Below are 18,524 nucleotides of genomic sequence, written 5' to 3'. Positions count from 1 at the left end.
CACCGCGCCCACCCCAGCCCGCGCGCGTCAGGCGGACGGCGCCTCAGCTGCAGCGGCGGGCGTCGCGGTAGCCGATCGAGGTCCCCTCGAGGTAGAACGCGCGCACCGACTCGTTGTCGCCGTCGTTCGTCTCCTCGAGCATGTTCTGCGGGTCGACCTTGATCCGCAGGCAGTACAGCCCGTTCCGCGCGTCCGAGGGAAGGCGTAACGCCTGGCCCACGAGGAACGACTGGTAGACGTCGGCCCAGCCGATGGAGATGCCCTGCGGCGAGCTGCGGGAGCAGGCGCCGTACGCCTGCGGGCGGTTCAAGCTGCCGTACGACGCGGGGAGGCGGCGGCTGTCGCGCAGGCAGAAGCTCATCTTGCGCCGCGCGACGACGAGCGCCTCGGGCTCGTCCGCGCGGTGCAGCGTGTAGCGCGAGGCCGCCTCGAAGTGCCAGTGGTCATGGAAGCGGTGGAAGACCATGCACCCGGCGGAGCGGCGCGCGAGACCCGTGTCGACCTCGCGGCGGTAGCGGCCCGAGCCGTCCATGTCGCGGTACATCACCTGCGAGGCGTGCCGCTTGCCCGCCGGGCAGGGCCGGCTGTTGTTCGGCCGGACCTCGACCGGGCCACGGCCGACGTTGCCGAGCGCCGACTCGAACCGGATCTTGCGCTCTTCACCGCTGCCCTGCACGTAGATGCCGTCCGCCGGCAGCACCACGAGGTTCGGCCGGAGCGGCGGCGCCTTCGTGGCCGCCGTCACCGCGACGGTCTGCGGGTCCACCGCTGCGGCGTTGCCGGGAGCGAAGAACTGACCCAGGAGGAGCACGGACGCACCCGCCAGCAGCAGACGGAGGGACTGACCGGATGGGTGCGACATGTTCTCCCCGTTCGCATTTGCACGGTTGCGTGGGCAGCAGCCTACGACGCTTTCTTTACCGTGGGGAGAGCCCCGCCGGGGATTCCGGCACCGACCGGTACCGCCGCGCGCTCGCCGTACGGCACAGCTGGGTACCACCCCCGGCCTCCCGGTTCCGGAGTTGCCCAGGGCCGTTCCGGGCAGACCGGCCGAGGGTCACATCCTGTCGGCGCCGGCCGGGACCGTGGGCACGTCGCGCCCACCGACGCCGTGCGACGGGGCCTTCCGGGGCGTTCGGTCGAGGACGTCCGCGAGCCGGCCGAGCGAGCGGTCGAAGAGGCTGTACCAGAAGGGCCGCCCCCGCCGCTCGACCAGCACGTGCACCGCCACGGTGAGCGTCAGCACGACGGCCAGCACGACGCCGTACGACGTCCACGGGTGCGACTCCTCGCCGAAGCGGGAGAGCAGGATGTACCCGATGTGCGCGTGCAGCAGGTAGAGCGGGTAGGTGAGCCCGCCGGCCCAGGCGGAGGCGGGCAGGCGGACCGCGGCGACGGACGGCAGGCACAGGCTCAGCAGGACCGCGTAGAACGCGACGACGAGCAGCATGCACGCGACCGTGCCGGACGGGCCGGGCATGAGCCAGGACGCGATCCACGCGGCGTACGGCACGGTGACCGCCGCGGTGGCGACCAGCCCGCCCAGGCGCAGCGGGCTCACACCGGCGTACCGGATCTCCGCGATGAGCGCCCCGGCGACGAAGAACGCGAAGTGGTCACCCAGCCAGACCCGGTCGGCCAGCGCGGGCACGAGGTAGTTCACCAGCCAGATGGCCAGCGCCCAGTACGGCAGGAACGCGCCGAGCCGGTGCCCCTGCCCGAGGACCAGGAAGAGCAGGACCAGCGCGTAGAACTGCAGCTCGAGCAGCAGCGTCCAGTAGACGCCGTCGACCGGTTCCACGCCGAAGAGCGTCGGGGTCATGGTGAGGTTGCCGAGCACCTGGCCCGCCGTCACGCGCAGGCCCGAGGCTTCGCCCCAGAGCGCCATGACCACCGCGGTGAGCGCCATCGCGACCCAGAATGCCGGCAGCAGTCGCAGCGCACGGCCGACGACGAACTGGCGGGCGGACCGGCCGCGGGCCGAGCCCAGGATGACGAAGCCGCTGATCATGAAGAACAGTTCCACGCCGAACAGCCCGAAGCGGGCGGGGCCGGCGAGGGCGGACGGCTCCAGCGACGTGAGCTTGCCGTTCTCCATCCCGTTGTACAGGTAGTGGAAGGCGACGACGGAGGTGGCGGCCAGGAACCGCAGGTAGTCGAGCAGCTCGAGGCGCTGCGTGAGCCTGTCTCCCCCGCTGGTCACGGGTCCCATGGTGCGGCACGGCTGCCGGGCTTGTCCGACGAAGCGGACAGATCGCCCGGGACGCGGCGCCGACCGCGTCCGTCGTACGGCGTCAGCGCTGCGCGAGGGTCGCGCGGCCCACGAGCTGCCCCGCCAGGACCAGCGCCATCACGCCGTGCACCACGAGGACGTCGGCTATCAGCGTCATCGCGAACAGCGTCGACGCCACCACCAGCGCGACGTTGGCGACACGGACGGAGATGAACATGCATCGACGATAGGCAGCGCCTCGGACGGCGATCCAGGTCGCGAAATCCAAGGTTCGGTAAAACCCGGGACGCGGACGTGCGCTTTGTGCGCGAACAGGACGAATCGCTGGTGGAGCCGGCCAGGGGACTCGAACCCCTAACCCCCTAATTACAAGTTAGGTGCGCTACCGATTGCGCCAGGCCGGCCTGCGGAACCCCTGGGCCACAGCGGCTCCGCGACCGCCCATCGTAGTCGGCGCGGGAGGTGGCACACGCACGACCCGGACGGCGGTGCGCATGCGCTCGGGCAGCGCGGGTACCGGGCCGGCACACCTACCAAGGAGGTTGTGGCTATGAGCACGGACGACAAGATGCAGAACAAGACCGAGGGTCTGGTCGGCAAGGGCAAGGAGAAGCTGGGCGACGCCACCAACGACGAGTCCATGAAGCGCGAAGGTGAGGCCGAGCAGAGCAAGGCCGACCTGAAGCAGGCCGGCGAGAAGGTCAAGGACGCGTTCAAGTAACGAGCCGCACCACCCGAGTCAGGGCGGTCCCGGAGGCAGTTCCGGGGCCGCCCTGCCGCATGTCCGGGTGGGCGCGTGCCGCGCGAGTGACCTCTCGACACCACACGACTGACGCCTCGACGAGGATGGGGAAGCTCGAGTGGGGTTGAGGTCTCAGGACTACGCTGGGCGGCATGGCGAGACCCGCGGCCCACCTCACCATCGGTCAGCTCGCCGAGCGTTCCGGCGTGGCCACCTCCGCACTCCGCTTCTACGAGTCGCGCGGCCTGATCGCCTCCGAGCGGACCGCCGGCAACCAGCGCCGCTACCCCCAGGCCGCGCTCCGGCGGGTGGCGTTCGTCCGCTCCGCCCAGCGGGTCGGCCTCACGCTCGACGAGATCGTGGCCGCGCTCGCCACGCTTCCCGAGGGCCGTGCCCCGACGAAGGGCGACTGGTCGCGCCTCTCCCGGAGCTGGCGGCCCCGGATCGAGGAGCAGATCGAGCGCCTCGAGCGGCTCCGCGACAAGCTCGACTCCTGCATCGGCTGCGGCTGCCTGAGCCTGCGCACCTGCGCGCTGAACAACCCAGGGGACGAGGCAGCGGCGCGCGGTCCGGGCGCGGTCTACCTGGAGCCGGGGAGTGGTCCGGCGAGCTGACCGGACCGCGCATCCGTCGGGGTTCGGCTCGAGGCAGCGGACGGCGGTCCGGCGTTCACCGTCCACGCGCGGTAGACCCGGCCCCCGGGCGCCCGGATAGGCTGCACCCCATGCCCCTGCGCATCGTGGCCACCAAGCCCAACCCGGCCCTGGTCACCCTCCCCTGGAGCACGCCGCTCGAGGAGTGGGACGACACGTACGTCGTGCCGCTGCCCCGCGGCCTGTCCCGGCACGTCGTGCGCATCGTCCGCCTCGGCCACGACGTCTACGCGGTGAAGGAGACCCGCGAGGCGATGGCGTTCCGGGAGTACCGGATGCTGCGCGACCTGCGCCGGATGGACCTGCCGACCGTGGAGCCGGTCGCGGTCGTCGACGGGCGCGAGGCACCGGACGGCGAGGAGATCGAGCCCGCGCTGGTCACCCGGCATCTCACCTACTCGCTGCCGTACCGCTGGCTGTTCAGCCATGGGCTGCGCGCGGACAGCCTGCCGAAGCTGATCGACGCGCTCGCGGTGCTGCTGGTCCGGCTGCACCTGGCCGGGTTCTTCTGGGGCGACGTGTCGCTGTCGAACGTGCTGTTCCGGCGCAGCGCGGGCGAGTTCACGGCGTACTTGGTCGACGCCGAGACCGGCGAGCTGCACCCGGAGCTCAGCGAGGGGCAGCGCAATTACGACCTCGAGGTCGCCTACGGCAACCTGTTCGGCGAGCTGCTCGACCTGCAGGCGGGCGGCTTCCTCGACGAGGCCGTGGACCCGCACGAGATCATCGAGCTCGTCGAGACGCGGTACACCGCGCTGTGGCAGGAGCTGACCGGGACCGAGGAGTTCGACACCAGCGAGATGTGGCGCATCGAGCAGCGGATCGAGCGGCTCAACGACCTCGGTTTCGACGTCGACGAGCTCGACATCGTCACCGACTGGGACGGCGCGACGGTGCGGCTCCAGCCGAAGGTCGTGGAGGCGGGCCACCACTCCCGCGAGCTGCAGAGCCTCACCGGGCTCGACGTGGAGGACAACCAGGCGCGGCGGCTGCTCAACGACGTGTCCGCGTACTGCGCGCACGCCGAGCTGGGCGACGGCGACCGCACCATCGCCGCGCACCGGTGGCTGACCAACGTCTACGAGCCGGTGATGGCGATGGTCCCGCCGCACCTGCGCGGCAAGCTCGAGCCGCCGGAGCTTTTCCACGAGATCCTCGAGCACCGGTGGTACCTCTCGGAGAAGGCGCACAAGGAGGTCGACATCAAGGTCGCGGCGCGCTCCTACATCGACGAGGTGCTCATCACGCACCCGCAGGAGGTCATCACCGCGAGTGACGACCCGGAGGCGCTGATGGGCCTCCCCGAGGCCGGCTCGCCCCCGGAGTAGCCCCTCGTCGAGAGGTCACTCCGTCGGCGTCGAGACGTCAGTCGTGAGGGGTTGAGAGGTCACTCCGTCGGCGTCGAGACGTCAGTCGTGAGGGGTTGAGAGGTCACTCGTTCCGGCTGGCGTACGGCGTCAGCGGCGGACGCGCAGGGCGTCGCGGAGCTCCCCGGTCCAGGCCGCCAGCGCGTCCGGCGTGAACGACTCCTTGGTCACCACGATCACCGTCCAGCCGTGCTCGCGCAGCCACCGCCTCCGCGCCTCGTCCCGCGCCTGCGCTTCGGCGCGCTCGTGGAACTCGCGTCCGTCGTACTCCAGCGCCACCCGGCTCTTCGGGTAGGCCATGTCGAGGCGGAACACCGGCCGGCCGCCGTCGTGGACCCACCACTGCAGCTCGGGCACCGGGAGCCCGGCGTCGACGGCTGCCATCCGGGTCCACGACTCACCGGGCGACTCCGCGCGCGGGTCTGCGAGCCCGACGAGCTGCCGCGCCTGGACCACCCCGCGGCGCCGGAAGTACCGCCGGAGCTCACGCCGCAGCTCCGGGCGGGTCAGCCCGTGCACGCGCATGAAGCCGTCGAGCGCCGCGAGCGCGTCACGCCTGCTGAGCTTGCACGCGAGGTCGAGGGCGGTGCGCAGGCGGGTGGTGACCGCGACCCCGCCGACGTCGCAGACGTCCTCGGGTGCCAGGTCGCGGATGCCGCCCTCGCACCCCTCGCGGCGCGCACGCGTGTGCCCGCGCAGGGCATAGGTCTCCAGCGGCGGGAGGATCTCCAGCTCGCGATAGGCGAACGTGTCCACGCCCCAGATCCAGGCCGCCGTCCGGTCGCAGATCACGACGAACGGGCTGAGCACGAGCCTGGCCGCCTGCGCCCGGAGCAGCTGCGAGTCGGCCGCGTCGGCCCGGACGTAGACGTTGCGCAGCACCCGTCGTACGACGCCCTCGGCGACCAGCTCGTCGAGCCGGTGCCGGGACAACCCCCGGGCCTTGGCCTGGGGCCAGGTGAACGGCGTGCGCGGGATCTCGGGAGGGAGCATCATCCCGCCACGATCGGGCGGTACGGCGCCGCCGGCGCCCCTCGTCCTTCCGGCGGTGGACACGCCCCCGGCTCGCCGGAACCGGGGACGGTTCCTGGCCCGTCCGGCGACGCGGCGGCATCACGAGTGACGCCTCAACGCCGCACGACTGCCCTCTCAACGCCGAACGAGTGACGCCTCAACGAAGAAGCCGGGAGGGTCAGGAGGTGAACGTCCCGCGCTTCTCGGCCACGGAGTACAGGGTCACCGACGCGGCGACCCCGGCGTTGAGCGACTCGAGCGCGTTCACCATCGGGATCGACACCAGCTGGTCACACGTCTCGGCCACCAGGCGGGAGAGCCCGTTGCCCTCGGAGCCCACCACGACCACCAGCGGCCCGTCGGCCAGGTCGAGGTCGGGCAGCGACACGTCGCCGTCCGCGGCCAGGCCGATCACCATGCAGCCGGCCTCCTGGTACGCCTTGAGCTGGCGCGTGAGGTTCACCGTCTGCGCGACCGGGACGCGGGCCGCGGCGCCGGCCGAGGTCTTCCAGGCCGAGGCGGTCATGCCGGCCGCGCGCCGCTCCGGGATCAGCACGCCGTGCGCGCCGAAGCCGGCCGCCGAGCGCACCACGGCGCCGAGGTTGCGCGGGTCGGTCACGGAGTCGAGCGCGACGATCAGCGGCTTCTCCTTGACCTCCGCGGCGCGGTCGAGCAGGTCGTCGGGGTGGGCGTACTCGTAGGCCGGGACCTTCGCCGCGAGCCCCTGGTGCACCGCGCCCTGGGTGAGCCGGTCCATCTCGTTGCGCGGGACCTCGAGCAGGGACACACCCCGCTCGGCGGCGACCCGGAACACCTCACGCAGCCGGCCGTCCCGCTCGGCGCCCTCGGCGACGTAGATCGAGGTGATCGGCATGTGCGCGCGCAGCGCCTCGACCACGGAGTTGCGGCCGGCGATCCACTCGGAGTCCCCGGTCTTCGCGGGACGCTTCGGCCGGGCGCTCTTCGTCTTCTCGACGCGCTTGCGGGCCTTGTAGGCGGTGTGCCCCTCGCGGTCCTTCGCCTTCGGGGTCGGGCCCTTGCCCTCGAGCCCGCGGCGGACGCGGCCGCCGGATCCCGCGGTCGGGTTGCCCTTGCCGGACTTCTTGATGGCGCCGCGACGCGCCGAGTTGCCTGCCATGGAGATGTTCTGCCTTCGGTAGTGATGGGTCTCGACGAGCTCGACCGTCATACGACGGTAGCCGCTGCGCCCGAGAAGTTCGAACGACGAGGTCGTTCAGCGGGTCAGATCGACCACTTCGGTCCTTGCGGGGTGTCCTCGAGCGCGATCCCGGCGGCCTTGAGCTGGTCGCGGATCGCGTCCGCGGCCGCGAAGTCCTTGTCGGCCCGGGCCCGCGACCGCTGCTCCAGCAGCCCGGCGACCAGCACGGACACGGCGGCGGACAGCTTCTCGTCCGACCCCGAGCCGCCGCCCGCCCAGTGCGGGTCGAGCGGGTCGACGCCGAGCACCGCGAGCATCGCGCGCACCGACGCCGCGTTCCCGCGCAGCGCGGCCGAGTCGCCCTCGGCGAGCAGCTTGTTGCCCTCGTGGACCACGTCGTGGATCGCGGCCACCGCGGCGGAGGTGCCGAGGTCGTCGTCCATCGCCGCGACGAACTCCGCGCAGTGCATCCCGTCCTCACCGACCCCGCCCGTGAGCTCCGCGGCCCGGGCGAGGAACCCCTCGACCCGGCGGAAGCCGACCGAGGCCTCCTCGAGCGCCTCGTAGGAGAACTCCACGTGCGAGCGGTAGTGCGCGGCGACCATGTAGTAGCGCAGCTCGATCGGGCGGACCCGCTCGAGGACGACCGGGATCAGCAGCGAGTTGCCGAGCGACTTGCTCATCTTCTCGCCGGCGGTGGTGATCCAGGCGTTGTGCATCCAGTAGCTCGCGAAACCGAACCCGGCCGCGCGTGACTGCGCCTGCTCGTTCTCGTGGTGCGGGAAGCGCAGGTCGACGCCGCCGCCGTGGATGTCGAAGGCACCGCCGAGGTACTTCAGCGCCATCGCCGAGCACTCGATGTGCCAGCCGGGGCGGCCCGGGCCCCACGGCGAGGGCCACGCGGCGGTCGCCGGCTCTGACTCCTTCTTGTAGCCCTTCCACAGCGCGAAGTCGCGGGGGTCCCGCTTGCCGCGCGGGTCGGCGTCCTCGGCGGCCTCCATCTCGTCGACCTTCTGGCCGGAGAGCGCGCCGTACGCCGGCCAGGACTTCACGTCGAAGTACACGTCGCCGGACCCGTCCGCGGCGGCGTAGGCGTGGCCGCGGGTGATCAGCTGCGCGATCAGCTCGACCATCTCGGGGATGTGCCCGGTGGCGGCCGGCTCGTACGTCGGCGGCAGCACGTTGAGCGCGTCGTAGGCCCGGTCGAGCTCGCGCTTCATCATGTAGGCGAGGTTGTACCAGGGCCGGCCCTGCTGGGCGGACTTGATCAGGATCTTGTCGTCGATGTCGGTGATGTTGCGGATGAAGGTGACGTCGTACCCGGACGCGGTCATCCAGCGGCGCAGCACGTCGAAGTTCACCGCCGAGCGCACGTGCCCGACGTGCGGCTCCGACTGCACCGTCAGACCGCACACGTAGATGCCCGCCTTGCCGTCCTCGAGGGGGGCGAAGTCGCGGACCGCGCGCGTCGCGGAGTCGTAGAGCCGAAGAGTCACCGGGCAATCCTATCGAGGATGCCCAGCGCCCCGAACCGTGATGTTCGTGTGATTTCTGTTCACTCACGTGACAATGGGTGGTTATCGTTAACGGGTGCGCATCTCGTCTCGGTCCACCCGGGTCTCTCGACTCCCCCTCGCCCTGGCCGTGAGCACGGCCCTGGCCTCCACGCTCGTCGCGCCCGTCACGGCCCCCGCGGCCGCGGCGCCGCCGTACCAGGACACCTCCCGCCGGATCGGCTACCAGCAGTGGACGAGCACCAAGCAGCTCGACCGCGGCCTGGCGAACGGCGTCAAGGTCGTCAAGGGCTCGCTGCGGATGGCGCAGCCGATCGGGACCCGGCGGTACGACGACCCGTTCGGCCACCCGACGAAGACCTACGACTTCGGCCGTTGGACGTCGCGGTGGACCTCCCCCGGCTTCGGCTTCACCGAGCTGGTCGCGTCCTGGCAGGCCGCCACGCCGCGCGACTCGTGGATCCAGGTCGAGGCCCGCGGCCGCAGCGAGACCGGCCGGCTCAGCAGCTGGGACACCCTGGCCCGCTGGTCCGCCGGCGACGCCCGGTTCCACCGCACCAGCCTCGGCGAGCAGGGCGACGACCTGGCTCGCGTGGCCACCGACACCTGGCGCTCGAACTACAGCATGGGCTTCACCGACTGGCAGCTGCGGCTCACCCTGTTCCGCCGGTCCGGGACGACCGCCTCCCCGGTGGTGCAGACCCTCGGCGCGATGACGTCGCGGCTGCCGGAGGTGCAGCGGGTGGTCCCGTCGACGCCGGGCGTCGCGCGGGGCGTCTCGCTGACCCTGCCGCGTTACTCGCAGATGATCCACGAGGGCGACTACCCGCAGTACGACGCCGGAGGCGAGGCCTGGTGCTCCCCGACCAGCGTGTCGATGGTGCTCGGCTACTACGACCGGTTGCCCTCCGCCGCGGAGTACGCCTGGGTCAAGAGCCCGCACCCGAACCGGTTCGTCGACCACGCCGCGCGGATGACGTTCGATTACGAGTACGACGGCGCCGGCAACTGGCCGTTCAGCACCGCCTACGCGGCGACCCACGCCGACGCGGGCTTCGTGACCCGGCTCCGCTCGCTGCGTGAGGCGGAGCGGTTCATCAAGGTCGGCATCCCCGTCGTGGCCTCGGTCGCGTTCGCTCCGGGCGCGCTCGACGGCGCCCCGATCGGCTCGACGCACGGCCACCTGATGGTGATCGTCGGGTTCACCGAGTCCGGCGACGTGATCGTCAACGACCCCGCGGCCGCGCGCAACAAGGGCGTGCGACGCACCTACGACCGCGGCCAGTTCGAGAACGCCTGGCTCACCACCGCCGGCGAGTACGGCGCCGCGGGCGGCCTCGTCTACGTGATCCGCGACGCCGCACACCCGCTCCCGGCGACCCGGACGCAGAACTGGTGAACGGGCGGATCCGCTTCCACGGCTGGACGGACCCCGAGGACTTCGGCGGCGGCGCGCACGACGGGACCGCGGTCCGCGGCGGCGTGCTCGTCCTGGACCGTGCGACGACGACCCGGCAGTACGTCGACCCGCACCAGGATCGCCCGCCCGCGACGTACGACGAGGCGACCTGGACCTCCCCGGACGTGGTGCCCGGGTTCGCCGTGACCGAGGTGATCCCGTCCTGGAACGCGGTGACGCCGTCCGGGACCTGGCTCGAGGTGAGCGTCGCGGGTACGACCGGGGTCGGCGTCGAGACCCCGTGGTACGTGCTGGGCCGGTGGGCCGAGACCGACCAGGACATCAGCCCGGCCTCGCTGTCGTGCCAGAAGGACGAGCACGCCCGGGTGGCCGTGGACGTGCTCACCCCGGAGGACGGGCACCCCTTCGCGTCGTACCGGCTCCGGGTCTCCCTGCTGCGCCGCACCGGCTCCACCGCAACGCCGTCCGTCTCGCTGCTCGGGGTGATGGGCTCCGCCGTCGACCTGGGCCTGACCCCGCCCTCCTCGGCGCCCGGCGGGGCCGCGGGCACGGTCATCGACGTCCCGGCGTACTCCCAGTTCGTGCACCGCGGGCGGTACCTGGAGTGGGGCGGCGGCGGCGAGGCGTGGTGCTCCCCGACCTCGGCCACGATGCTGCTCGAGCACTGGGGCCGCGGCCCGACGCCGGACGAATACGCCTGGGTAGACCCGCGGCTGCCGGACCGGGTCGTCCCGCACGCGGCGCGGCACACCTTCGACCACGACTACCGGGGCGCGGGCAACTGGTCGTTCAGCACCGCCTACGCCGGCCGGTACGGCGTCCGCGCCTACGTCACGCGGCTGCGCTCGCTGACCGAGATGGAGCAGTTCGTCGCGGCCGGGATCCCGCTCGCGGCGTCGGTGTCGTTCACCCGTGACGAGCTCCACGGGGCCGGTTACACGACGGCGGGGCACCTGCTCACCGTGGTCGGCTTCGACGCCGACGGGAACGTGGTCTGCAACGACCCGGCGGCGCACCAGCTGCCGGACAACGCCGAGGTGCGCACCACCTTCGACCGGACCCAGTTCGCGTGCGCGTGGCAGCGGCCGACGGGCGGCATCGTGTACGTCATCGTGCCGCCCGAGGTGGACCTCCCGCCGCGACCGGCCGAGGCCAACTGGTGAGCGCCGCCGAGCGGGTGCGGCGCGGGGCCGTTCGCCGCGGCTAGCGGTTCCGCCGCCAGATCGCGGCGTTGAGCGCGGTCGCGAAGCCGGTCCACAGCAGGTACGGCGCCAGCGCGGCCGCCGCCCTCGTGTCCCGGCGGGCCGCCTCGCGGACCAGGGCGACGTTGAGCCCGTCGAGCAGCAGGATCGCGCCGAGCCCGCCGGCCGGTGAGCGGCGGTCGAAGAAAGCCCAGCACCAGCCGGCGTTGACGGCCAGGTCCGCCCCGGTCAACGCGAGCAGCGGGGCGCGGTCGTCGGGGTCCGCGCGCTCCACCATCCGGCCGGTGCCCCAGGCGATCAGCCCGTAGAGCGGGGTCCACACCAGCGGGAACGCGTAACCGGGCGGCTGCCAGGACGGCTTGTCCAGCCGCTCGTACCAGTCGCTGCCGGGGTCCGTACCGAGGCTGCCGAGGGCTGCGGCCGCGGCGGACATGGCCGAGGTGAGCACGGTGGGGCGCATGTGGACGCCGTACCCACGAACGCCGCCCGGCACGCCTCAGCCCGCCTCGAACTCGACCGTGTGCCAGCCGGTGGCGCCGTCGGGGACCACGTCCCGCTCGACCGCGGTCTGGGTGTACCCGCTGCGGTCGGTCGCGCGGACCGCCAGCGTGTGCGGCCCCGGGCCGAGGTCGACCTCGGCCGACCACTGCACCCACGTGTCCACGCCCGGGACCCGGCCCAGCTCGGTCTGCTGCCAGGCCTGCCCATCGAGCCGGACCTCCACCCGCTCGACGCCGGTGTGCTGCGCCCAGGCCACCCCACCCACGCGGCGGGTGCCGGTCGCGACGTCGGCGCCGTCGCGGGGTACGTCGATCCGCGACTGGGTCTTGACCGGGCCGCGCGGGGACCAGCCGCGCTCGGTCCAGTAGGCGGTGACGTCCGCGAACCGGGTGACCTCGAGGTCGACCAGCCACTTCGTCGCCGACACGTAGCCGTAGAGGCCGGGCACGACCATCCGCACCGGGAACCCGTGCTCGACGGGCAGCGGCTCGCCGTTCATCGCGATCGCCAGCAGCGCGTCGCGGTCGTCGGTGAGCACCTCGAGCGGGGTGCCGCAGTTCCAGCCGTCCTGCGAGGTCTGCAGCACCGCGTCGGCGCCCGGGCGCACACCGGCCTCCGCGAGCAGCCCGGCGACGCGGACCCCGCTCCACCACGCGTTGCCGATCAGGTCGCCGCCGACCTCGTTGGAGACGCAGCACAGCGTCACCCAGGCCTCGGTCACCTGCCGGTCGAGGAGGTCGCGGTAGGTCAGCACCAGCTCGTTGTCCACCATGCCGTGGATCCGCAGCGTCCACTGGGTCGGGTCGACGGTGGGGACCACGATCGCGGTGTCGATCCGGTAGAACTCCTGGTTGCTCGTGCGCCAGGGGGCGACCCCGGTGACCCCGACCTCCGCCCCGGGGGGCACGATGCCGCGCGACACCGGGAGGCGGAGCAGCCGGCGGGCGGTCTCGACGCCGCGACGCGTCCGCCCCGCGAACTGCCCGGCGAGACCGACCGCGACCGCCGCGCCAGCGACCACGCCCGCGGTCACCAGGAACCTCCGGCGCGCCTCGTCGGGCGCGTGGTCGCGACGCAGCCGGGTCAGCCGGTCCGCGAGCGCACCCAGGACGACGACCCAGGTGGCGGTGCCCGCGACGACCGGGAGGACGTCGTACACGGAGGAGCCGGGACGCGTCCACACCGCGGCGACCGCGACCGCGCCCATCGCGAGGAACACGAGCATCGAGAGGAGCCGGCTGCGCGCGGAGAGCACCCCCGCCCACGCGGACAGGGCGAGCACGCAGAGGGAGACGCCGACGATCAGCAGCGGCTTGTCGTACTGGCCGACCACCGCGATCAGCCCCTCCGCGAGCGAGCCGGGGGTGACCTCGATGATCGCCTCGGCGACCGCGAGCAGCGGGGTGGCGCGGATGGTGAGCAGCATCGTGACGGTGTGGCTCACCGCGATCCCCGCCACGCCGGCGACGAGGCCGGCCAGGGCGAGGAAACCCCGGGAACCGCGGGGCCCCCGGGCGCCGCCGGGGTCGCGGGGCTCGCCGGTGGTGCCGGTGCCGCCGGGGGAAGAACTGCTCACACCCTCATGTTCGCCCATCCGGCAAGCGCGGACGGGTGTGCGGCATGATCGGGGCGTGACCACGCCTCCTCCCCTGCCCCGCATCGGTGTCGGCACGGACGTGCACCGGCTCGTCGACGGGGCGCCGATGCACGTCGCCGGCCTCGCCTGGCCCGACGAGCCACAGGGGCTCGCGGGCCACTCCGACGCCGACGTCGTCGCCCACGCCGCGTGCGACGCGCTGTTCTCCGCGGCGGGGATCGGCGACCTGGGCAGCAACTTCGGGACGTCGGCGCCCGAGTGGGCCGGGGCGTCCGGCTGCGCGCTGCTCGAGGAGACCGCGCGACGCGTCCGCGCCGCCGGCTACGAGATCGGCAACGTCGCCGTACAGCTGGTCGGGAACCGGCCGAGGCTCGGTCCGCGCCGGGCAGAGGCGGAGGCGGTGCTGGGGGCGGCCTGCGGTGCGCCGGTGACCGTGTCCGCGACGACCACCGACGGGCTCGGGCTCACCGGGCGCGGCGAAGGTGTCGCCGCGATCGCGACCGCGCTGCTCCTCCCCACCCCTCGTTGAGAGGTCACTCGTGCGGCGTCGAGACGTCACTCGTGCGGCGTTGAGAGGTCACTCGTGCGGCAGCCGAGCGTCGACGTCGGCGGTCACGCATCGACGATGCGGTTGATCTCCTCGCCGAGCGCCTCTTGGATCACCTTGTTCAGCTCGTCACGGAAGATCGCGAGCACCGCCTGGGACGCGACCGGCAGGATCGTCTCGATGCTCTTGAGCATCTGCGGCCACTGCTCCTCCGGGAGCCCGGCCTCGACGAACGGGTTCCACAGCTGTTGGCGGAACTCGTCGACGAACCGCTGCGCGATCACCCGGGTGTGCGTCGCGATCAGCGGGAGCAGCTCCACCACCGACGTCCGGTCCAGCCCGAGCGCCATCGCCTTAGCCCCGGCGCGAACGACGAACGGCCGCAGGAGCCGTACGTTCTCCTCGTCGATCCGCTCCACCATGCCGAGCTCGATCAGCCGGTCCAGGAAGACCGACTGGTGCTCCGTACCGGCGAGGCGAGCCAGGGCCTCGACCGTCATCTCCTCCGGCTCCTCGTCCTGCCCGAGCGGGTCGGCGAGCGTGGCGAGCAGGTCGAGCGCGTGCCCAGCGGTGGACGAGGTGTGCTGCACCAGGGCCTTCTCCACCGCGGCCAGGGTGTACCCGCGGTCCACGAGGTCCCGGATCAGCTGCAGCCGGCTGAGGTGCTCGGGGCCGTAGTAGCCGGTGCGTCCCACCAGCCGCGGGGCGGGGATCAGTCCCCGGCTGGCGTAGGCGCGGACGTTGCGCACGGTCATCTGCGCCGAGGCGGCGAGCTGGTCGATGGTCATCTCGGGGTGCGCGTTCACCTCGTCATCCTCCCAGGTCACACACGGCGTCGCGGGCCACTCCGCGCGGGCGCCGTACGTCGGCATGACTGACCTCTCATCGCCGCACGACTGACGCCTCAACGCCGAACGAGTGACGCCTCGACGCCGCACGACTGACGCCTCAACGAGGGGGCGAGGGGTTGACACGCGTCACATCACATGTGTCATGGTGGATGTTACATCGTGAATGTCGCATAACCGGAGGGTTCCGAGAGATGCCCCTGTCACCCCTGCCGGCCGCCGAGCGGTCCGTCCTGGCACAGAGCGCGGCCACCCCGTCGGCGGGAGGAGCACCGGGCGACCAGATCCTCGTCGTGGCCGTGTTCACCGCCGCGGTGTACGCCGCGATCCTCTGGGTCATGGTCCGCGAGCGCACCGGCCACCGCACCCTCGTGGGCCGGGCCGCGGACGCGACGGCCCGGCTCGACGGCAGCCCCCGCTGGTTCGCGCTCCCCCTGCTGGTGAGCGTGCTCGGCGCCCTCTCCGGGGCGGTCGGCCTCTACTGGGACGTCAGCTACCACATCTCGTTCGGCCGCGACGAGGGCCCGCTGGCCAACCCGTCGCACTACCTGATCTTCCTCGGGCTGGTCGCGATCTTCGCCGGGGGCGCGCTCGCCCTCGCGCTCGCCCGGGACCGGCTCCCCCGGCGTACCCTCGCCCTCACCCCGGGCTGGCGGGTCCCGGTCGGCCCGGCGATCGGCACCGGCGTCGCGCTGTTCGCGCTGCTCGGCTTCCCCCTCGACGACCTGTGGCACCGGCTGTTCGGCCAGGACGTCACGGAGTGGGGCCCGACCCACGTGCTGATGATCGGCGGCACCCTGATGCTGCCGTACACGATGCTGCTCACCTGCGCCGAGGCCCGCCAGGCCGGGCCGTCCCGGCTCCGCCCGCTGCTCGAGTGGGTGGCCATCCTGGTCCTCGCCGCCGGACCGGTCGCGTTCCTGCTGGAGTTCGCGTACGGCGTCCCGCAGTTCCCCCTGGTCAACGACCCGGTCGTGCTCACCGTCGCCACGGTCGGCACGTTCACCCTCGCGATGTTCCGCGGCGCCCGCTGGGTGGTCTCGATCTGGGTCGCGCACGCCGCGCTCCAGGGCGGCCTGGTGGCGCTCAACGTCGCGGTGTTCGACGCGCTCACCCCGTGGCCGCCCAGCCTGCTCGGCGGCGCGCTGGTCGCGGCGGTCCTCGCCCGGCGGGCCCGGCCCACCCTGTCGTACGGCGCGGTGGCGGGCGGCGTGATGACGCTCGGCATGCTCGGCGTGGAGTACCTGTGGACCCAGGCCACCCGGCCGATGCCGTGGCCTGCGGAGCTGATGCCCTGGGCGGTGCTGTTCGCCGGCCTCACCGGCGTGGGCGTCGGCGTGGTGGCGACCTGGATGCACCAGCGGCTCACCACCGTGGCGACCGCCCCGGCCACCCCGACCGCCGCTGCCGCCACGGCTCCCACGTCGGCGCACGCCGGCCGCTGGGCGCTGCTCGCCACCGTCGCGGTACTCGCCGTGTTCGTGGTCAACGTGCCCGCCGGCGAACCCCGCCGGGGCTCGGTCGACGTCGCGGTCGGCGAGGTCCGCGACGGCCGGGCCTACCTCACGGTCACCGCCGACCCGCGCCTGGTGCACGACGCGTACTGGTTCGAGGCGCTGTCCTGGCAGGGCGGCGGCGTGGTGCACGGCGAGCTCGAGCCCACCGGTCCCGGGGTGTGGCGCACGGACGAGCCGATGCCGCTGGCCGGCGACTGGAAGACGCTGGTCCGGCTGCACACACCGCTGCACGGCCTCGCCGCCGCCCCGGTGTACCTCCCGGCAGATCCGGCCATCCCGGCCGCGGAGCACCCCGCGGTCAGCGGCCCCCGCGACCTGGTCGCCGAGCAGGTGGTGCTGCGTCGCGAGGAGAGGCAGGACGTCCCCGGCTGGCTCTGGGGTGCCGGGTACGGCGTCGTGGGCAGCCTGTTCCTCGCACTGTTCGCGACCGTCGCGGCGGGCTACTCGTTCGCCGGCCGGCGCGACGGCGTACGGCTCCCGGCGCGGCTCGTCCCCGTCGCCGAGCGGCTCGCCCCGCTCGTCCACCGCCTCGCCGCGCTGGCCCAGAAGGTCGCCGGCCTGCCGCGGCGGCTCGCCCGGACCACCGGGGTCGGCGCGTGAGGACCCACGACGGGCTTCGCCTGCACGTGCGGATCGACGGGCCCCGGGACGCCGAGGTCACCGTCGTGCTCGCGCACTGCTGGACCTCCGACCACGACGCGTGGCGCTACCAGCTGCGCGACCTGCGGACCTGGTTCGGCGACGCGGTACGGGTAATCGGCTACGACCACCGGGGCCACGGCGCCTCCGACGAGTGCCCGCAGGATGCCGCCACCATCGAGAACCTCGGCCGGGACCTGGCCGCGGTGATCGACACGCACGCGCCCGCCGGGGACCTGGTCCTCGCCGGCCACTCGATCGGCGGGATGACGGTGATGGCGCTGGCCGAGCACCGTCCCGAGCTGTTCGCCGACCGGGTCCGCGGGGTGCTGTTCGTGGCCACCTCGGGCGGCTCGCTGGGCCGGGTCCGGCTCGGTCCGCGCCGGCTCGGCGAGACCCTCGGCGAGCGGGCCAAGGAGCGGATCCCCGCCCTGCTCGCCACCCGCAGCCGGATGCTCAGCCGCCGGCAGCGCCGCCGGGCCCCGGTGCTGGAGGCGATGGTCGCGCGCCGGTTCCTCTTCGGCGACGACATGCGGCTGCGCGACCACGCGCTCGCCGTCGAGGGGATCATCAACACCCCGGCCGCGTCGATGTGCGGCTTCTTCGAGGACCTGATGCGCCACGACCGGCTCGAGGGGCTGCACGCGCTGCACGGCGTCCCGGTGCACGTGCTGGTCGGCGAGCGCGACCGGCTCACCCCGCCGTCCCACGCACGCCGGCTGGCGCGGGCGGTCCCCCGGGCCCGGCTGACGGTCGCGCCGGGCGCGGGCCACATGCTGCCGCTCGAGCGCGACGAGCTGGTCTCGACGACACTGATCGAGCTGGTCGAGCGGGCTCAGGCCACCCGTGCCCGGCGGGCGGTGCCGACGCCCACCGACGCGCGCATCGCGGTCAGGTAGCGGCGGATCACCAGCTCGGCCACCAGCGGGTGCTGCCCGAGCACGTCGGCGACCGCGGTGGCGCCGTGCAGCACGGAGATCGTACGGGCCTTGGCGGCGAAGTGGCCGGGGGCGAGCAGGTACGGCGACATGGCGATCCGCGTGTGCCCGTCGCGGCGCAGGTTCGCCATCGCGTCCGCGACGGAGAGCCCCTCCCCGCTCAGGTGCGCGACCTGGACGGGGGCCCCGCCCCAGTGCGCCTGGAGCAGCCGGCCGGCGACGTAGGTGTCCACCGCGGCGTCGGGGTCGGTCGAGCCGGCGGCGACCATCACGACCGCGTCGCCGCGCTGCGCCCCCGCGGCCCGGAGCCGCATCGCGGCTGCCGCGGCGAGCAGCGGGTGCGGCCCGAGGGGGCGCGCGGTCACCACCGGGTGCGGGCTGCGCCGCGCGGCCGCCGGCAGGTCGGTGGTGACGTGGTAGCCGGTGGACAGCAGCAGGGGTACGACGACCGACGGGGCCTCGGCCCGCTCCATCACCGACGAGAAGCTCGGCTCGGCGAGCTCGACGTAGGACTCGACCACGTCGACGTTCGGCATCCGCCGCGCCACCTGGCGCACCAGGCCGCGGATCGTGACCGGCCCCTCGGCGGCGCGCGTCCCGTGGGCGACCGTGACCAGACGTGGCTTCACTGCA

General features: G+C 73.1%; 18 protein-coding genes and 1 tRNA gene. 8 read left to right on the top strand and 11 right to left on the bottom strand.

Annotation, left to right across the window (positions count from 1 at the left end; genetic code table 11):
* Nucleotides 1–43 precede the first annotated feature (43 nt).
* The 4 genes from K1X13_RS09485 to K1X13_RS09470 all read right to left on the bottom strand — a co-directional run bounded on the left by K1X13_RS09485 (nucleotide 44) and on the right by K1X13_RS09470 (nucleotide 2,637).
* Nucleotides 44–811, bottom strand: a complete 768-nt coding sequence (locus K1X13_RS09485; RefSeq protein WP_221024853.1) for a lysyl oxidase family protein — start codon at nucleotides 809–811, stop codon at nucleotides 44–46.
* Nucleotides 812–1,057: 246 nt separating this feature from the next.
* On the bottom strand, nucleotides 1,058–2,203 hold the full coding sequence (locus tag K1X13_RS09480; protein ID WP_221024852.1) for an acyltransferase family protein: 1,146 nt from the start codon (nucleotides 2,201–2,203) through the stop codon (nucleotides 1,058–1,060).
* A gap of 91 nt (nucleotides 2,204–2,294) precedes the next feature.
* Nucleotides 2,295–2,450 (bottom strand): hypothetical protein, encoded by a 156-nt coding sequence (locus K1X13_RS09475; RefSeq protein WP_221024851.1) that lies wholly within the window; start codon nucleotides 2,448–2,450, stop codon nucleotides 2,295–2,297.
* Between the two features lie 111 nt (nucleotides 2,451–2,561).
* Nucleotides 2,562–2,637 (bottom strand) — tRNA-Thr (locus K1X13_RS09470).
* Between the two features lie 146 nt (nucleotides 2,638–2,783).
* Between K1X13_RS09470 and K1X13_RS09465 the strand changes: the two genes are divergently transcribed.
* From K1X13_RS09465 to K1X13_RS09455, 3 genes are all read left to right on the top strand, one after another.
* On the top strand, nucleotides 2,784–2,954 hold the full coding sequence (locus K1X13_RS09465) for a CsbD family protein (protein WP_221024850.1): 171 nt from the start codon (nucleotides 2,784–2,786) through the stop codon (nucleotides 2,952–2,954).
* Nucleotides 2,955–3,127: 173 nt separating this feature from the next.
* Nucleotides 3,128–3,589 carry a redox-sensitive transcriptional activator SoxR gene (gene soxR, locus K1X13_RS09460; protein WP_221024849.1) on the top strand — a complete coding sequence of 154 codons (462 nt, stop codon included), beginning with the start codon at nucleotides 3,128–3,130 and terminating at the stop codon, nucleotides 3,587–3,589.
* A 110-nt stretch (nucleotides 3,590–3,699) separates the two neighbouring features.
* A complete protein-coding gene (locus tag K1X13_RS09455; protein WP_221024848.1) occupies nucleotides 3,700–4,956 on the top strand; it encodes a DUF4032 domain-containing protein in 1,257 nt (418 codons plus the stop codon).
* Nucleotides 4,957–5,085: 129 nt separating this feature from the next.
* Here K1X13_RS09455 and K1X13_RS09450 read toward each other — a convergent pair whose 3' ends face one another.
* From K1X13_RS09450 to cysS, 3 genes are all read right to left on the bottom strand, one after another.
* Nucleotides 5,086–5,991 carry a type IV toxin-antitoxin system AbiEi family antitoxin domain-containing protein gene (locus K1X13_RS09450; RefSeq protein ID WP_221024847.1) on the bottom strand — a complete coding sequence of 302 codons (906 nt, stop codon included), beginning with the start codon at nucleotides 5,989–5,991 and terminating at the stop codon, nucleotides 5,086–5,088.
* A 196-nt stretch (nucleotides 5,992–6,187) separates the two neighbouring features.
* Nucleotides 6,188–7,147: a 23S rRNA (guanosine(2251)-2'-O)-methyltransferase RlmB gene (rlmB, locus tag K1X13_RS09445; protein WP_221024846.1), complete on the bottom strand. Its 960-nt coding sequence runs from the start codon at nucleotides 7,145–7,147 to the stop codon at nucleotides 6,188–6,190.
* A 104-nt stretch (nucleotides 7,148–7,251) separates the two neighbouring features.
* Nucleotides 7,252–8,664 carry a cysteine--tRNA ligase gene (cysS, locus tag K1X13_RS09440; protein WP_221024845.1) on the bottom strand — a complete coding sequence of 471 codons (1,413 nt, stop codon included), beginning with the start codon at nucleotides 8,662–8,664 and terminating at the stop codon, nucleotides 7,252–7,254.
* A 94-nt stretch (nucleotides 8,665–8,758) separates the two neighbouring features.
* Here cysS and K1X13_RS09435 point away from each other — a divergent pair, with 94 nt between their 5' ends.
* Together K1X13_RS09435 and K1X13_RS19655 are read left to right on the top strand one after the other, a co-directional pair.
* Entirely contained in the window at nucleotides 8,759–10,081 is a 1,323-nt protein-coding gene (locus K1X13_RS09435; protein ID WP_308249475.1) for a C39 family peptidase, read from the top strand.
* Nucleotides 10,078–11,265 (top strand): C39 family peptidase, encoded by a 1,188-nt coding sequence (locus tag K1X13_RS19655; RefSeq protein WP_221024844.1) that lies wholly within the window; start codon nucleotides 10,078–10,080, stop codon nucleotides 11,263–11,265. Before K1X13_RS09435 ends, K1X13_RS19655 begins: the two co-directional genes overlap by 4 nt.
* A gap of 40 nt (nucleotides 11,266–11,305) precedes the next feature.
* Here the strand turns inward: K1X13_RS19655 and K1X13_RS09425 are convergent, their stop codons facing one another.
* Nucleotides 11,306–11,764 carry a TspO/MBR family protein gene (locus K1X13_RS09425; protein ID WP_221024843.1) on the bottom strand — a complete coding sequence of 153 codons (459 nt, stop codon included), beginning with the start codon at nucleotides 11,762–11,764 and terminating at the stop codon, nucleotides 11,306–11,308.
* Between the two features lie 36 nt (nucleotides 11,765–11,800).
* On the bottom strand, nucleotides 11,801–13,381 hold the full coding sequence (locus K1X13_RS09420) for a molybdopterin-dependent oxidoreductase (protein WP_308249474.1): 1,581 nt from the start codon (nucleotides 13,379–13,381) through the stop codon (nucleotides 11,801–11,803).
* A 55-nt stretch (nucleotides 13,382–13,436) separates the two neighbouring features.
* Here K1X13_RS09420 and ispF point away from each other — a divergent pair, with 55 nt between their 5' ends.
* Entirely contained in the window at nucleotides 13,437–13,931 is a 495-nt protein-coding gene (gene ispF, locus K1X13_RS09415) for a 2-C-methyl-D-erythritol 2,4-cyclodiphosphate synthase (protein ID WP_308249473.1), read from the top strand.
* 83 nt (nucleotides 13,932–14,014) lie between these two features.
* On the opposite strand, the gene K1X13_RS09410 is transcribed toward ispF, so the two are convergent.
* Complete coding sequence (locus tag K1X13_RS09410) at nucleotides 14,015–14,755, bottom strand: MerR family transcriptional regulator (protein WP_221024841.1); 741 nt, start codon at nucleotides 14,753–14,755, stop codon at nucleotides 14,015–14,017.
* Between the two features lie 236 nt (nucleotides 14,756–14,991).
* On the opposite strand from K1X13_RS09410, the gene K1X13_RS09405 reads away from it, so the two are divergent.
* Both K1X13_RS09405 and K1X13_RS09400 read left to right on the top strand, forming a co-directional pair.
* The gene (locus K1X13_RS09405) at nucleotides 14,992–16,914 is read left to right on the top strand and encodes a hypothetical protein (RefSeq protein WP_221024840.1); all 1,923 of its coding nucleotides are present in this window, start codon (nucleotides 14,992–14,994) and stop codon (nucleotides 16,912–16,914) included.
* Nucleotides 16,911–17,852 (top strand): alpha/beta fold hydrolase, encoded by a 942-nt coding sequence (locus tag K1X13_RS09400; protein ID WP_221024839.1) that lies wholly within the window; start codon nucleotides 16,911–16,913, stop codon nucleotides 17,850–17,852. Before K1X13_RS09405 ends, K1X13_RS09400 begins: the two co-directional genes overlap by 4 nt.
* Here the strand turns inward: K1X13_RS09400 and K1X13_RS09395 are convergent.
* Nucleotides 17,789–18,520 carry a sirohydrochlorin chelatase gene (locus tag K1X13_RS09395; RefSeq protein ID WP_221024838.1) on the bottom strand — a complete coding sequence of 244 codons (732 nt, stop codon included), beginning with the start codon at nucleotides 18,518–18,520 and terminating at the stop codon, nucleotides 17,789–17,791. The two genes, K1X13_RS09400 and K1X13_RS09395, sit on opposite strands and share 64 nt — an antisense overlap.
* Nucleotides 18,521–18,524 lie beyond the last annotated feature (4 nt).

The organism is Nocardioides jiangsuensis, from assembly GCF_019679455.1.
GTDB classification, from domain to species: Bacteria; Actinomycetota; Actinomycetes; order Propionibacteriales; family Nocardioidaceae; genus Nocardioides_C; species Nocardioides_C jiangsuensis.
The sequence above is the reverse complement of the archived record's forward strand: the minus strand, read 5'-3'. Positions and strand labels throughout refer to the sequence as shown.

What these genes read in the sequence shown, in the direction of transcription:
- K1X13_RS09475 (WP_221024851.1), bottom strand. Translation starts at nt 2,450, where the DNA reads ATGTTCATCTCCGTCCGTGTCGCCAACGTCGCGCTGGTGGTGGCGTCG.
- K1X13_RS09405 (WP_221024840.1), top strand. Translation starts at nt 14,992, where the DNA reads ATGCCCCTGTCACCCCTGCCGGCCGCCGAGCGGTCCGTCCTGGCACAG.
- rlmB (WP_221024846.1), bottom strand. Translation starts at nt 7,147, where the DNA reads ATGGCAGGCAACTCGGCGCGTCGCGGCGCCATCAAGAAGTCCGGCAAG.
- soxR (WP_221024849.1), top strand. Translation starts at nt 3,128, where the DNA reads ATGGCGAGACCCGCGGCCCACCTCACCATCGGTCAGCTCGCCGAGCGT.
- K1X13_RS09450 (WP_221024847.1), bottom strand. Translation starts at nt 5,991, where the DNA reads ATGATGCTCCCTCCCGAGATCCCGCGCACGCCGTTCACCTGGCCCCAG.
- K1X13_RS09465 (WP_221024850.1), top strand. Translation starts at nt 2,784, where the DNA reads ATGAGCACGGACGACAAGATGCAGAACAAGACCGAGGGTCTGGTCGGC.
- K1X13_RS09455 (WP_221024848.1), top strand. Translation starts at nt 3,700, where the DNA reads ATGCCCCTGCGCATCGTGGCCACCAAGCCCAACCCGGCCCTGGTCACC.
- K1X13_RS09425 (WP_221024843.1), bottom strand. Translation starts at nt 11,764, where the DNA reads ATGCGCCCCACCGTGCTCACCTCGGCCATGTCCGCCGCGGCCGCAGCC.